We start from the raw sequence: 13,579 nt of genomic DNA on the forward strand, positions 1-13,579 counted from the left end.
TGAAGGTAAAACCTGGTGCGGCCGAAGGGATTCGAACCCTCAAGCCCTCACGGGCCAACGGACCTAAACCGTCTGCGTCGCCTCTGCGCCACGGCCGCCTGTCCTGCTGGCCAACATGTTACTGGGCGTGTGGAACGGCTGGCACCTTCGTTTTGCTTGTCACTGGGCGGGGGCGACCTTCTTGCGCCTGCAGTAGGTCGGAGTGACGGCATGGCAGTTGGGGCAGAGCAGCCGGAGGTTGTCCGGCCGGTTGTCGGACCAGTCGCCGTTGATGTGGTCGACCTCCAGCGTCATCGGGCGCCCGAGCCATTCGGGGCCGGTGCCGCAGTCCTGGCATTTCTCCGGTCGACCGAACTCTGCCAGGGCCCGACGGATGCGGAAGCCGGGTACTCGCTTGGCGTCTGCCGGGCGACGAACGAGGAGTTCTGCCGCCGACAGCCGCCGGGGCGAGGGCTTGCCGCGGTTGTGTGCCGCTCCGGTGAAGTGGGAGGTGTCGATTCCGAAGGCCTTGATGCGGCGGCCGACATGGGCCTGCGTGCCGCCGGCCTGGCGCCGGTTGAGGTAGCGGATCACTCCCGCCACACTCTGCGAGGCGGCAACGGCTTCTTGGAGGAGCTCCTTCGTGTAGAAGGTCCCGGGGTCGGGAAAGTGCGACGCGTCGATGCCGTACGCCTTGATCCGCTGCCTCAGGTATGAGCGGTTGTACGGGTTCGGCTCGCGGTCGAGCGCGATCAGCATCTCGTCCAGCGTGGTCGCGGCTGCTGCGGCTTCGGCGAGCAGTTCGCGGGTGTACTTGACCGGCATGGCGGTCTCCCTTGGGCAGTTGTCGTGCCCCTTCCCCGGTATGCGAACGACCGGGGGGTCGTTTGGTCACGGGTCATCTCGGGTTTGCCGAGTGATGACTAATTGGTACAGACCTATTGACCTATGTGGTTCAGACCACATAGCTTCGGCGCCAATTGAATCCCCCACGTGCGTGCTCCCCCACAGGCACGCGCCGACACTCTCTCCTGGAGGACCGAGTGTTGATCCGTAGCACGGCGGAGCGGCGTCCCACCGCTGTGATCCGCCGCAAGAGGGCCCGGGCGGGCTTGGCGTCGTTGGCGGTGGCCTCGTTGGCCGGGCTGGTGATGGCGACGCTGGGTGCGGCGCCCTCGCAGGCGTCGGCGGCCGTCGACAACTCGGCCTGTCGCCCGGACGGGCTGTACCAGACGCCCGGGGTGGACGTTCCGTACTGCTCGGTCTACGACACCGGCGGGCGCGAGAAGATGGGCGCGGACCACCAGCGCCGCATCATCGGGTACTTCACCGGCTGGCGTACCGGTAAGAACGGTGACCAGCCCTACCTGGTGAGCGACATCCCCTGGGACAAGGTCACCCACCTCAACTACGCCTTCGGGCACGTCGGCGGCGACAACAAGCTGTCGGTCGGCACGGACGGCCCGACCAACGAGGCCACCGGGATCGACTTCCCGGGCGTGCCCGCCGCCCAGCTGGACCCGACGCTGCCGTACAAGGGCCACTTCAATCTGCTGACGAAGTTCAAGAAGCAGTACCCGAACGTCAAGACGCTGATCTCGGTGGGTGGTTGGACCGAGACCGGCGGCTACTTCGGGGACGACGGCAAGCGCGTCAACTCGGGCGGCTTCTACTCGATGACGGTCAACCCGGACGGCAGCGTCAACCAGGCCGGCATCGACACCTTCGCCGCCTCGTCCGTCGACTTCATCCGCAAGTACGGCTTCAACGGCGTCGACATCGACTACGAGTACCCGACCTCGATGAAGGACGCCGGCAACCCGCTGGACTGGCAGCTGGCCAACGCCAAGCGCGGTTCGCTGGCCAAGGGTTACGCGGCGCTGATGAAGACCCTGCGGGAGAACCTGGACCGGGCGGGTGCGGCCGACGGCCGGCACTACCTGCTGTCGGTGGCGGCGCCGTCCTCCGGGTACCTGCTGCGCGGCATGGAGACCTTCCAGGTCGCCCAGTACCTGGACTACGTCAACATCATGTCGTACGACCTGCACGGCGCCTGGAACAAGTACGTCGGCCCGAACGCCTCGCTCTACGACGACGGCAAGGACGGCGAGTTGGCGGCCGCCAACGTGTACGGCACCGGGCAGTACGGCGGCATCGGCTACCTGAACGCCGACTGGTCGTACCACTACTTCCGCGGCGCGATGCCGGGCGGCCGGATCAATGTCGGCCTGCCGTACTACACCCGCGGCTTCAAGAACGTCCAGGGCGGCACCAACGGCCTCTGGGGCACGGCCTCGGCGACCAGCTGCCCGGCCGGCTCGGGGCTGACCGCGTGCGGTGACGGCGCGGTGGGCATCGACAACATCTGGAACGACAAGGACGACGCGGGCAAGGAGTCCCCGGCCGGGTCGAACCCGATGTGGCACGCCAAGAACCTGGAGAAGGGGGTCCTGCCCGACTACCTCTCCAAGTACGGCGTGACCGACACCGCGCTCCAGGGCAGCTACACCCGCAACTACAGCGACTCGCTGGCGGCGCCGTGGCTGTGGAACGACAGCAAGAAGGTGTTCCTGTCCACCGAGGACGAGCAGTCGGTGGGCGCCAAGGCGGACTACATCGTCACCCAGGGCGCCGGCGGCGCGATGATCTGGGAGCTCGCGGGCGACTACCGCTGGGACGCCACCGCCAACGGTGGCAAGGGCGAGTACGTGCCCGGCTCGACGCTGACCTCGCTGATGTACGACAAGTTCAAGGCGGCGAGCCCGTACGGGGCGGTCCGTTCGACGGTGGCGCTGCCGCAGCAGACCCTGCCGGTCGACGTGTCGTTCACCAACTTCGCGCTGGGCGACTCCAATTACCCGATCAACCCGAAGCTGCACATCGTCAACAACTCGACGCTGACCCTGCCGGGCGGCACCGAGTTCCAGTTCGACTACAGCAACTCGGCGCCGGGCAACGCCAAGGACCAGTCCGGCTTCGGGCTGCAGGTGATCAGGCAGGACAACCCGGGGCCGGGCAACGTCGGCGGGCTGAAGGGCACCTACAACCGGGTGTCGGTCAAGCTGCCGGGCTGGCAGTCACTGGCGCCGGGCGCCTCGGTGGACATCGACTTCGTCTACTACCTGCCGGTGTCCACGCCGTCGAACTGGACGGTCAACGTGGGCGGCACGCTGTACGGGCTCAAGGGTGACCTGACCCGGGGCGCGGTGGACGGCGGCACGCCGACCCCGACCCCGACTCCGACGCCGACCCAGACGGCCACGCCGACTCCGACGCCGACCGGCACGCCGACCGGCACGCCGACCGGCACCCCGACGGGCACGCCGACCCCGACCGCGACCCCGACCTCCGGTGCCTGCACGGCCGCCCCGGGCTGGGACGCGGGCACCACCTACGCGACGTCGACCAAGGTGTCCTGGAAGGGCCACTACTACCAGAACAAGTGGTGGACCAAGGGCGACGACCCCGCCGCGAGCGGCGCCTGGGGCGTCTGGAACGACCTCGGGGCCTGCTGAGTCCGGCTACCCGAGGTGAGGGACGGCGGTGGCGGCACACCCGGTCGGGGGGTGGGCCGCCACCGCTGCTTCGTTCCGGAGGCTCAGGCCTCGACCTTGAGGTCCCGCAGCAGCTTGGCGACGTGGCCGGTGGCCTTGACGTTGTAGAGGGCGCGCTCGACCTTGCCCTGCTCGTCCACGATGATCGTGGAGCGGATCACGCCGAGGTAGGTGCGGCCGTAGTTCTGCTTCTCGCCGTAGGCGGCGTAGGCCTCCAGGACGGCGTGGTCCGGGTCGGAGAGCAGGGTGACCTTGAGGTCCTCCTTCTCGCGGAACGTGCCGAGCTTCTCGGGCTGGTCCGGGGAGATGCCGATGACGTCGTAGCCGGCGCCGGCGAAGACTGCCAGGTTGTCGGTGAAGTCGCAGGCCTGCTTGGTGCAGCCGGGGGTGAGGGCGGCCGGGTAGAAGTAGACGATGACCTTGCGGCCGAGGTGGTCGGCCAGCGAGACCTGGTTGCCGTCGGCGTCGGACAGGCTGAAGGCGGGTGCGGTGTCGCCGGGCTGGAGACGCTCAGTCACGGTCGTACTCTCCTGGAGGCTGGGACGGGCGGTCGTACCACGGCAAACTTACCTCCGTTGGTGGGTGGGGCCGCGCGCCCGTGCGTGGCAGCTGACAAACTGGTTTGGTCGCACAGGACGACAGGACTACATCGGCAAGTGAATGGGGTGGCCCGAGTGGGCGACGCGAGCACGCAGGACAAGCCGGCGCGGACGGCTGCGCAGATCGAGGCGGACATCGAGCGCACCCGTGACCGGCTGGCGTCGAACCTGGACGAGCTGGCCGTGCGGATCCACCCGAGCACCATCTCCGCGCAGGTCAAGGCGAAGGCCATGGCCACCGTCGAGGAGAAGACGGCCCGGGCGTACGTGGCCGCGAACGGTCTGGTGGAGAAGGTCAAGGCGCAGTTCCTGGACGAGAAGGGGCAGCCGCGCAAGGAGCGGATCGTCCCGGTCGCGCTGGTCGGCGTCGGCCTGGTCGTGCTGCTCGCCTCCTCCCGCAAGCGCCGCGAGGACTGAGCAGGGGTCCGAGCACGGCTTCGGAGGGCCGGGCGCGCCGTCGGGCGGCCCGGCCCTTCCGCATGCCGGGCCAGCGTCACGCGTCGCGCCCGGGGGCGGTACCTTCGGGACCGTGAGTACGAACGACGAACCGACCCGTCCCGACCACGAGCACGACTCCGTGCGGCACGACCGGCTGGGCGAGAAGCTGCCGATCCGGATGCTGCACGACCGCGTGCTGGTGCGGATCGAGGGCAGTGAGGGTGAGCGCCGCTCGACCGGCGGCATCCTGATCCCGGCGACCGCAGAGCTGTCCAAGCGCTGCACCTGGGCGGAGGCGGTGGCGGTGGGCCAGAGCGTGCGCTCGGTGGAGCCCGGCGACCGGGTGCTGTACGACCCGGAGGACAAGCTGGAGGTGGAGGTCCGCGGCGCCACCTACGTGCTGCTGCGCGAGCGGGACCTGCACGCGGTGGCGGCGACCCGCTTCGGTGACACGGAGGGGTCGACGGGCCTGTACCTCTGAGACCGGGCTGTCCCTCTGAGACCGGGGCCGGGTGCTTTAGGCGAGCAGGCCGCCGCCGTCGACGGTGACGACGGTGCCGGTGGCGAAGCGCTGTTCCATCAGGTAGGTGAAGGCCTCGGCGGTGTCCTCGGGGTCGCCGATCCGGCCGAGGGGGAGGGCGGCGGCGGTCTGCGCGTAGAGCTGCTCGCGGTCGGCCTCGGGCAGGCCGGACCAGAGCGGGGTGCGGATCATCCCGGCCCGGACGGCGTTGACCCGGATCGGGGCGAGTTCCACGGCGAGCGCCCGGACGAGGTATTCGATCGCGCCGCAGACGCTCGCGGGGACGCTCCAGCCCGGTACCGGGCGCAGGCCGGCGGTGCCGGAGGTGAGGGTGATCGAGCCGCCGGGGCGCAGCTGCGGGGTGGCGGCGCGGACGGCGTCGAGGGCGCCGAAGTAGCGCAGGGTGAAGAAGTTCCGGGCGGCGTCGATGTCCATGGCGTCGACGGTCAGCAGGGCGAGGGGGTCGCCGGCGGTGTAGACCAGGTGGTCGAGCGGGCCGAGGCGGTCGAAGAGGGCGCTGACCTGCTGACTGTCGGTGAGGTCGGCGGTCTCGGCGGCGGTGCCGGTGGGCAGGGTGGCGAGGGCGCGCTGGGCGCTGTCCGGCCGGCTGGAGACGACGGTGACGCGGGCGCCGCGTTCGGCGGCGAGGGCGGCGGTGGCGAGGCCGATGCCGGAGGTGCCGCCGAGGACGACGACGTGCTGTTCCTTGAGGGCCATGGTGGCGCCTTTCGTGGGGTGGTTCGGGCTTGTGTCGATCGTGCTCCGGGTGGGGTGGTGCCGTCCAAGACCTGTTCGGTCGGCTGTCATACCCTCGGGGTATCAGCTGGGAGCGGGGAGTGGGGGTGGCGGTGGACGTCGATCTGCGGAAGCTGCGGTACTTCGTGGCGGTGGCACGGGAGTTGCACTTCGGACGGGCGGCGGTGGGGTTGCACATCGCGCAGCCGGTGCTGTCGCGGCAGATCCGGGCGTTGGAGGCGGAGTTCGGTGCGCAGTTGTTCCGGCGTGACCGGCGGTCGACCGAACTGACGGACGCGGGGCGGCAGTTGTTGGAGGACGCGCCGCCCCTGCTGGCGGCGGCGGAGGCGTTGCGCCGTCGGGTGGGGCGGTCGGGCGAGGGGCCGGCACGGTTCGTGGTGGGGTTCATGCCGGGCGTGACGGTGACGGTGACGGCGGCGGTGCGGGGGATGCGTGGGCGGCATCCCGGGCTGGCGGTGGAGGTGCTGCGGACTTCCTGGGGTGACCAGGCGCGGGTGGTGCTGGACGGCCGGGCGGACGTCTCGTGCGTCCGGCTGCCGGTGGACCGGCAGGGTCTGGTGCTGCGTCCGCTGTTCACCGAGCCGCGGGTGGCGGTGTTGCCGGCCGGGCACCGGCTGGCTGGTGAAGTGTCGGTTCAGATGGCCGAGTTGGGTGGTGAGCTGCTGCTGCAGGATCCGGACTTCGTGCCGGAGTGGCGGGATCTGCCGGGGGTGTCCGGGCGGCGGCCGGAGCGGTCCCGGCCGCGGCTGGACACGGTGGAGGAGAAGCTGGAGTGCGTGGCGGAGGGGGAGGGGATGGTGGTGCTGCCGTTGTCGATGGCGGCCTTCTACACCCGCTCGGACGTCGTGCACGTGCCGGTGTCGGACATCGCGCCGCACCGGGTGTGCTTGGCCTGGGCGGCGGGGCGGACGTCGCCGCTGATCGCGGAGTTCGCGGAGCTGGCCGAGTCCGCGGCGTCGTCGGTGGCGGTGGCGGCGGCCGGGGCGGTGGCGGGGTCTACGGCCGGGGCGGTGGCGGTGGCGGTGGCGGAGTCGGTGTCGTCTGCGGCGTAGGCGGCCGGGGCGGCGAATGGCGGGGTTCGTCGGTGGCAGCCGCTAGGGTCCGGGCATGAGTGTCCGGGTGATCGGTGATGCGGAGCGGCGGGCCCGGCTGGGTCGTCGGCAGTTGTTGGCGCCCTCGGTGCGGGCGGCGCGGGTGGAGGACGTGGCCGACGCGGTGGTCGGGCTGCACGCGACGGACGCGGCGACGGTGTACCTGTCGGCCTGTGCGCGGCTGGCGGAGCCCTCGGCGGCGGAGGTGGACCGGGCGCTGTACGAGTCCGTCTCGCTGGTGAAGCTGCTGTCGATGCGGCGGACGATCTTCGCGGTGACGGAGGACCTGGCCCCGTACGTGAGTTCGGCGGCGGCGCGGGCGATCGCGGCGAAGGAGCGGGCGACGCTGCTGAAGCACCTGCGCGACCACGCGGAGGGCTGGGACGAGGCCCGGCTGGCGGAGACGGAGCGCGCGGTGCTGGCCGCGCTGGGCGGGCGCGGCGAGGCGACCACCAAGGAACTCGGCGACGACGTACCGCAGTTGCGCGAGACGATGCTGATGTCGGCGGGCAAGGCGTACGAGGCGAAGCAGAGCGTGGGCAGCCGGCTGCTGCGGCTGCTGGCCTCGGACGGGCACGTGCGCCGGTGCCGTCCGCGCGGGTCCTGGCTGAGCAGCAGCTATCCGTGGGCGCTGGTGCCGCAGTGGCCGGACGTGCCGGTGCGGAAGGCGAAGGCGGAGGTGGTGCGGCGCTGGCTGGCGGCGTACGGTCCGGCCACGGTCGAGGACGTGAAGTGGTGGACGGGCTGGACGCTGGGGGACGTCCGGAAGGCGCTGGCGGACGTGGACGCGCGGGCCGTGGCGCTGGCGGACGGCGCGGCGGCCGTGGTGCTGCCGGGGGACGAGGGGCCGGTGGCGGCCCCGGAGCCGTGGGCGGCGCTGCTGCCCGCGCTGGACCCGGCGGTGATGGGCTGGCGCGGGCGGGACTGGTACCTGCGGCCGGAGGACGTGCCGGCGCTGTTCGACCGGGCGGGCAACGCGGGGCCGACGGTGTGGTGGTGCGGTGAGGTGGTCGGCGGCTGGGCGCAGCGGTCGGACGGCGAGGTGGTGTGGCGGCTGTTCCGGGACGTGGGGGCGGCGGCGGAGCGGGCGGTGGCGGCGGAGGCCGGGCGGCTGGCGGGGTGGTTGGGGGAGGTGCGGGTGACGCCGCGCTTCCGTACGCCGCTGGAGCGGGAGTTGGTGGCGTAGGGCTGACCGGGCGGGTCCCCCCGATCGGTCACTGCGCCAGGGCCCGTGCTCGCTGCGCCGGGGCTCACTGCGCCGGCGCGGTGGCCGTCCCGGTGGGCCCGGTGGTGGCGGTGGGCGGGTTGCTGGGGCGGGCGGGCCTGGTCGGGGTGGGCCGGGTGCTGGGGGTGGGTTGTTCCTGGCTGGGGGTGGGCTGGGGGTTCTGCGGGCTGGGGGCGTCGGGGGCGGGGCCGGGGCCGGGCTGGTCGGCGGGGGCGGGCGCGCTGGGGGCGTGGCTGGGGGTGGTGGGCGCGGGGGCGCCGGTGGTCGCGGTGCTGGGGGTGGTGCTCGGGGAGGTGGTGGTGCTGGGCGCGCCGGTGGTGGGCCAGCTGTCGGGGCCCGGGTCGCCGTGGCCGGTCTGCAGGTCGAACTGCTGGGTGGGGGTGCCGTTGAGGGCGGCGGTCATGTAGGCGGTCCAGATCTTGGTGGGGAAGGCGCCGCCGTTGACCCGGGTGAGGCCGGCGGTGCCGGACAGCGGTTCCTTGGCGTGGCTCTTCGGGTTCTCGCGGAACAGGCCGACGGCGGTGGTGAGTTCGGGGGTGTAGCCGGCGAACCAGGCGGAGAGGTTGGCGTCGGTGGTGCCGGTCTTGCCGGCGGCGGGGCGGCCGAGGTCGAGGGCGGCGGCGCCGGTGCCGCGGGGGCTGACGACGTCGCGCAGGACGTCGGTGACGGAGTCGGCGATGGTGCGGCCGACGGCGTCGGTGGGCTTGTGGTCGGGCATCTTGGGGACGTCGGTGGCGCCGCCGGGGTTGACCCGTTCGAGTTTCTGGACGGACCACGGGGTGTGGGCCTGGCCGTGGTTGGCGAGGGTGGCGTAGGCGCCGGCCAGGTCGAGGGCGCTGGGGGTGGCGGTGCCGAGGGTCATCGAGGTGTTGGCCGGGTCCATGCCGCGGACGCTGTCGGGGATGCCGAGTTTGACGGCGGTGTCCCGGACGCGGCCGAGTCCGGCGTCGACGCCTTCCTGGGCGTAGACGGAGTTGACGGACTTGACCATGGCGTAGCGCAGGGTGATGTTGCCGTAGTCGACGTCGTCCTCGTTGGGCGGTGCGTACGGGGTGGGGCCGCCGGTGACGGGGCGTTCGCTGGTGCCGTCGTAGCGGGTCTCGGTGGTGATGGGGCGGCCGTCGACGGTGTGCTGGGCGATCAGTCCGGCGGCGAGGTCGACCGGTTTGAAGGTGGAGCCGATCTGGTTGTCCTGGCGCAGGGCGTCGTTGAAGGGCTGCTTGGCGTAGTCGGGGCCGCCGTAGACGGCGACGACCCGGCCGGTGGCGGGGTCGACGGAGGCGCCGGCGACCCGGACGTCGGTGTCGGTGGTGGGGCGGGCCTTGGGGTCGAGGTCGCCGGTGAGTTCGTCCTGGACGGCCTTGACGAAGGCGTCCTGCCGGGGCTTCTCGAAGGTGGTGGTGATCCGCCAGCCGCCGGCCTTGAGGGTGGCGGCGTCGATGGTGCCGGAGGAGATGAGGTAGTCGTCGGCGACGCCGACCAGGTAGCCGGCCTGGCCGGCGAGGCCGGTGGCGGGCTGGGGGTCGATGGGGTCGGGGAAGGTGGTGGCGGCGCGGTCGGCGCTGGTGAGGAAGCCGAGTTGGACCATGCCGTCGAGGGCGTAGTTCCAGCGGGCGACGGCCTTCTCGCGGTTGGCGGGGGTGGCGGTCTTGACGTCGTAGAGGCTGGGGGCCTGGAGCAGGGAGGCGAGGTAGGCGCCCTGGCCGAGGGTGAGTTGGGAGACGTCGACGCCGTAGTAGGCGTGGGCGGCGCTCTGGATGCCGTAGGCGCCGCGGCCGAAGTAGCTGCTGTTGAGGTAGCCGGCGAGGATCTCGTTCTTGCTGCGCTGCTGGTCGACCTTGAGGGCGATGAAGAGTTCGCGGCCCTTGCGTTCGAAGGTCTGGTCCTGGGTCAGGTAGTAGTTCTTGACGTACTGCTGGGTGATGGTGGAGCCGCCCTGCATGCCCTTGCCGAGCAGGGTGTTCCAGCCGGCCCGGAGCATGCCCTTCAGGTCGATGCCGCGGTTCTGGTAGAAGGTGCGGTCCTCGGCGGAGACGACGGCCTGCTGGGTCTGCAGCGGGATCTGGTCGACGGTGACGTCGGTGCGGTTGACGGCTCCGGTGCGGGCGATCTCGGTGGTGCCGTCGGCGTAGAGGTAGATGTTGTTCTGGGCGGTGGCGTGGGCGTTGGGGTCGGGCACCGGGACGATGACGTAGAGCACGGCGAAGGCGCCGACGGCGAGCAGCAGCAGTGCGGTGAGGGTGCCGAGGGTGATCCGCCAGGTGGGCAGGAGCCGGCGCCAGAGGGGGAGGGCACGGCGGGCTTCGCGGCGGGCGGCCCGTTTGGCCTGGCGGCGGGTGCTCAACGTCATGGCGGGATTATCTGCTATTTGACGCGGGTTCAGCGGCGGCGGGGGTCTGGCCAGCGTGGTTGCGTGGTTGGAAAACCGGGTGCGGGGGTGGTGCGGCGGCGGTACGGTGAAAGATGCGAACTTCATAGCGCACCCGTTTCTGACAGCTCCGCCCGTCCGGCCCGGTACCCCCGGGTGCGGCTGGTCGGGGCCGATGGGGTGTGCGCAGATGTCGATGGGCACCTTTCCTTGGCCATATTTGTCGACAAGGAGACAATATGCAGAGTGCTTCCGTCGTGGAGGCGAGGCCTCCCGATACCGAGACCGATACCGGTGCCGGCACCGCCCTCGGGCTGTACGCCGCCGTCGCCCGCGGCGCCTTCCGCCGCTACTCCACCTACCGGGCCGCCACCCTGGCCGGGACCTTCACCAACACCGTCTTCGGCATCATCCTGGCCTCCTCCTTCCTCGCCCTCTGGCAGGCCCGCCCCAACCTCGGCGGCTACGACCAGAGCCAGGCCGTCACCTACATCTGGGTCAGCCAGGCCCTGCTGGTCACCGTCTCGGTCTGGGGCGGGGGCTTCCAGGACGAGGTCCAGGACCGCTTCCGCAGCGGGGACATCGCCGTCGACCTCTACCGCCCGGTCGACTTCCAGGGCTGGTGGCTGGCCACCGACCTCGGCCGGGCCGGCTTCCAGGCGCTGGTCCGCGGCACCGTGCCGCTGCTGGTCGGCGCCCTGGTGTTCCGCACCCGGATGCCCGAACACCCGCTGACCTGGGTGTTCTTCCTGGTCTCGGTGCTGCTCGCGCTGCTGGTCAGCTTCGGGGTGCGGTTCCTGGTCTCGATCACCGGCTTCTGGCTGCACGACTCGGAGGGGGTGCGCGCCGTGATGCTGGTGGTCTCGATGTTCTTCTCCGGGATGCTGCTGCCGATCGTGCTCTTCCCCGGCTGGCTCGGCGACCTCGCCCGGGTGATGCCCTGGGCGGCCCTGGTCAAGGTGCCGACCGACGTCTTCCTGGAGCGGGCGAGCGGCGGCGGGCTGCTCCCGGCGCTCGGCTTCCAGCTCGGCTGGGCGGCCGCGCTGCTCGCGGCCGGCCGGGGCGCGCAGTGGCTGGCGACCCGCCGGGTGGTGGTGCAGGGTGGCTGAGCCGCTGCTCGCCCGGACGTCCTGGGCGGTCCGCTCCTGGTGGCTGTGCGCCCGGATGTGGATGCGCTCGATGATGGCCTACCGGGCCTCCTTCCTGCTGAACCTGCTGGCCAGCCTGGTCACCCACTCCCTCGACTTCATCGTGCTGGTGATCATGTTCCGGCACACCGACCAGCTCGGCGGCTGGCACCTGCCGGAGATCGCCTTCCTCTACGCCACCGCGACCTTCTCGCTCGGCATGGCCAACCTGCTGGTCGGCTCGGCCGACGGGCTCGGTGTGCGGATCATGAACGGCTCGCTGGACACCATGCTGATCCGCCCCGCGCCCGCGCTCTCCCAGCTGTGCGCCGAGCGGTTCAGCCTGCGCCGGCTCGGCCGCCCGCTCCAGGCCGTGCTGGTGCTCGGCTGGTCGCTGGCCGCCCTGGACGTGCACTGGACCTGGGACCGGGTGCTGCTGGTGCCCGTCCTGCTGGTCTGCGGCAGCGTCATCTTCGGCGCGATCTACATCGGCGGCGCCACCGTCCAGTTCTGGTGGGGCGAGTCCAAGGAGATCCAGAACTCCTTCACCTACGGCGGCGCGACCCTGCTGCACTACCCGCCGACCGTCTTCGCCAAGGAACTGGTGGCCGGGGTGGTCTTCGGCGTCCCGCTGGCCTTCGTCAACTGGCTGCCCACCCTGCGCATCCTCGACCGGCCCGACCCGCTCGGGCTGCCGACCGCCTTCCAGTTCGCCTCCCCGGTCGCCGCCGCGCTGTGCGTCCTCGCCGCCGGGCTCGCCTGGCGGGCCGGACTGCGCGCCTACCGCGGCACCGGCAGCTGACCGTCCCCGCGCCCTCCCCGGGTCCTTCCCGGGCCCTTCCCACGCCCTCTCCGCAACGCAAGGAGCACCCATGGCACTGATCGAACTCCAGGACGTCCACCGCACCTTCACCGTGCGCGCCCGCACCGGCCGGTTCAGCCGGGTCAAGCGCGAGGTGCGCGCGGTGGACGGGCTCAGCTTCACCGTCGAGGCCGGCGAGTGCGTCGGCTACATCGGCCCCAACGGCGCCGGGAAGTCGACCACCATCAAGATGCTCACCGGCATCCTCGTCCCCAGCTCCGGCCGGCTGCGCGTCGCCGGGGTCGACCCGGCCCGCGAACGGGTCACGCTGGCCCGCCGGATCGGCGTCGTCTTCGGCCAGCGCACCACCCTGTGGTGGGACCTCCCGCTGCGCGACTCCTTCGAACTCGCCCGCCGGATCTACCGGATCCCCGACCGGCGGTACCGCGAGAACCTCGACCGCTGCGTCGAACTGCTCGACCTGGACGGCCTGTTGGACACCCCCGTACGGCAGCTCTCGCTCGGCCAGCGGATGCGCGGGGACCTCGCGGCGGCCCTGCTGCACGACCCCCAGGTGCTCTACCTGGACGAGCCGACCATCGGACTGGACGTGGTCAGCAAGGGCCGGGTGCGGGAGTTCCTGCGCGAGGTCAACCGGGACCGCGGCACCACCGTGCTGCTCACCACCCACGACCTCACCGACATCGAGCAGCTCTGCGACCGGGTGATGGTGATCGACCACGGCCGGGTCGTCCACGACGGCGGACTGGACGGGCTGCACGCCGCCGGGCGCAGCGAGCGGACCCTGGTGGTCGACCTGGCCGAAGCCCGGCCCGCGATCGAGGTGGCCGGGGCGCGGGTGGTGAAGGTCGAGGGGCCGCGGCAGTGGCTGGCCTTCCCGGCGCAGGAGAGCGCGGCGCCGATCGTGGCGGCGGTAGCGGCGCGCTACCCGCTGGTGGACCTCTCGGTGCGCGAGCCGGCGATCGAGGACGTGATCGCGCGGATGTACGCGAAGGTCGCGATCGGCTGAGGCGCGGGGCGTGTGAGCCCGGTGATCGGGTGACCGTTCGGGCGGGCGTTCGGTTCCGGTCACCCGTCCGGGGAGGGCACGTGACTCCCC

12 protein-coding genes and 1 tRNA gene are annotated in these 13,579 nt (G+C 71.6%); 8 read left to right on the plus strand and 5 right to left on the minus strand.

Annotation, left to right across the window (positions count from 1 at the left end):
- Positions 1 to 13: 13 nt before the first annotated feature.
- Positions 14 to 98 (minus strand) — tRNA-Leu (locus tag ACFVXG_RS23920).
- Between the two features lie 61 nt (positions 99 to 159).
- A complete protein-coding gene (locus ACFVXG_RS23925) occupies positions 160 to 804 on the minus strand; it encodes an HNH endonuclease signature motif containing protein (protein ID WP_387930427.1) in 645 nt (214 codons plus the stop codon).
- A gap of 257 nt (positions 805 to 1,061) precedes the next feature.
- Here ACFVXG_RS23925 and ACFVXG_RS23930 point away from each other — a divergent pair, with 257 nt between their 5' ends.
- Entirely contained in the window at positions 1,062 to 3,494 is a 2,433-nt protein-coding gene (locus ACFVXG_RS23930) for a chitinase C-terminal domain-containing protein (protein WP_387930502.1), read from the plus strand.
- Positions 3,495 to 3,577: 83 nt separating this feature from the next.
- Here ACFVXG_RS23930 and bcp read toward each other — a convergent pair whose 3' ends face one another.
- Positions 3,578 to 4,051 (minus strand): thioredoxin-dependent thiol peroxidase, encoded by a 474-nt coding sequence (gene bcp / locus ACFVXG_RS23935; protein ID WP_387930428.1) that lies wholly within the window; start codon positions 4,049 to 4,051, stop codon positions 3,578 to 3,580.
- Positions 4,052 to 4,207: 156 nt separating this feature from the next.
- Between bcp and ACFVXG_RS23940 the strand changes: the two genes are divergently transcribed.
- Positions 4,208 to 4,549 (plus strand): DUF3618 domain-containing protein, encoded by a 342-nt coding sequence (locus ACFVXG_RS23940; protein ID WP_350504792.1) that lies wholly within the window; start codon positions 4,208 to 4,210, stop codon positions 4,547 to 4,549.
- A gap of 199 nt (positions 4,550 to 4,748) precedes the next feature.
- Positions 4,749 to 5,051, plus strand: a complete 303-nt coding sequence (locus ACFVXG_RS23945; RefSeq protein ID WP_079136310.1) for a co-chaperone GroES — start codon at positions 4,749 to 4,751, stop codon at positions 5,049 to 5,051.
- A 36-nt stretch (positions 5,052 to 5,087) separates the two neighbouring features.
- Here ACFVXG_RS23945 and ACFVXG_RS23950 read toward each other — a convergent pair whose 3' ends face one another.
- Positions 5,088 to 5,807 (minus strand): SDR family oxidoreductase, encoded by a 720-nt coding sequence (locus ACFVXG_RS23950; protein ID WP_387930429.1) that lies wholly within the window; start codon positions 5,805 to 5,807, stop codon positions 5,088 to 5,090.
- A 131-nt stretch (positions 5,808 to 5,938) separates the two neighbouring features.
- On the opposite strand from ACFVXG_RS23950, the gene ACFVXG_RS23955 reads away from it, so the two are divergent.
- Together ACFVXG_RS23955 and ACFVXG_RS23960 are read left to right on the plus strand one after the other, a co-directional pair.
- On the plus strand, positions 5,939 to 6,898 hold the full coding sequence (locus ACFVXG_RS23955) for a LysR family transcriptional regulator (RefSeq protein ID WP_387930430.1): 960 nt from the start codon (positions 5,939 to 5,941) through the stop codon (positions 6,896 to 6,898).
- A 55-nt stretch (positions 6,899 to 6,953) separates the two neighbouring features.
- Positions 6,954 to 8,123 carry a winged helix DNA-binding domain-containing protein gene (locus ACFVXG_RS23960; protein ID WP_387930431.1) on the plus strand — a complete coding sequence of 390 codons (1,170 nt, stop codon included), beginning with the start codon at positions 6,954 to 6,956 and terminating at the stop codon, positions 8,121 to 8,123.
- Between the two features lie 64 nt (positions 8,124 to 8,187).
- Here the strand turns inward: ACFVXG_RS23960 and ACFVXG_RS23965 are convergent, their stop codons facing one another.
- A complete protein-coding gene (locus ACFVXG_RS23965) occupies positions 8,188 to 10,512 on the minus strand; it encodes a transglycosylase domain-containing protein (protein WP_387930432.1) in 2,325 nt (774 codons plus the stop codon).
- Positions 10,513 to 10,769: 257 nt separating this feature from the next.
- Between ACFVXG_RS23965 and ACFVXG_RS23970 the strand changes: the two genes are divergently transcribed.
- The 3 genes from ACFVXG_RS23970 to ACFVXG_RS23980 all read left to right on the plus strand — a co-directional run bounded on the left by ACFVXG_RS23970 (position 10,770) and on the right by ACFVXG_RS23980 (position 13,489).
- Positions 10,770 to 11,639, plus strand: a complete 870-nt coding sequence (locus ACFVXG_RS23970; RefSeq protein ID WP_387930433.1) for an ABC transporter permease — start codon at positions 10,770 to 10,772, stop codon at positions 11,637 to 11,639.
- Complete coding sequence (locus tag ACFVXG_RS23975; RefSeq protein WP_387930434.1) at positions 11,632 to 12,459, plus strand: ABC transporter permease; 828 nt, start codon at positions 11,632 to 11,634, stop codon at positions 12,457 to 12,459. The genes ACFVXG_RS23970 and ACFVXG_RS23975 overlap by 8 nt, the downstream gene beginning before the upstream one ends.
- Positions 12,460 to 12,529: 70 nt before the next feature.
- Positions 12,530 to 13,489, plus strand: a complete 960-nt coding sequence (locus tag ACFVXG_RS23980; RefSeq protein ID WP_350504797.1) for an ATP-binding cassette domain-containing protein — start codon at positions 12,530 to 12,532, stop codon at positions 13,487 to 13,489.
- Positions 13,490 to 13,579: the final 90 nt, after the last annotated feature.

This window comes from Kitasatospora sp. NPDC058162 (assembly GCF_042884005.1).
Lineage (GTDB): Bacteria > Actinomycetota > Actinomycetes > Streptomycetales > Streptomycetaceae > Kitasatospora.

Coding starts and splice junctions, on each gene's coding strand:
- ACFVXG_RS23965 (WP_387930432.1), bottom strand. CDS start 10,512: ATGACGTTGAGCACCCGCCGCCAGGCCAAACGGGCCGCCCGCCGCGAA.
- ACFVXG_RS23960 (WP_387930431.1), top strand. CDS start 6,954: ATGAGTGTCCGGGTGATCGGTGATGCGGAGCGGCGGGCCCGGCTGGGT.
- ACFVXG_RS23925 (WP_387930427.1), bottom strand. CDS start 804: ATGCCGGTCAAGTACACCCGCGAACTGCTCGCCGAAGCCGCAGCAGCC.
- ACFVXG_RS23945 (WP_079136310.1), top strand. CDS start 4,749: ATGCTGCACGACCGCGTGCTGGTGCGGATCGAGGGCAGTGAGGGTGAG.
- ACFVXG_RS23970 (WP_387930433.1), top strand. CDS start 10,770: ATGCAGAGTGCTTCCGTCGTGGAGGCGAGGCCTCCCGATACCGAGACC.
- ACFVXG_RS23950 (WP_387930429.1), bottom strand. CDS start 5,807: ATGGCCCTCAAGGAACAGCACGTCGTCGTCCTCGGCGGCACCTCCGGC.
- ACFVXG_RS23980 (WP_350504797.1), top strand. CDS start 12,530: ATGGCACTGATCGAACTCCAGGACGTCCACCGCACCTTCACCGTGCGC.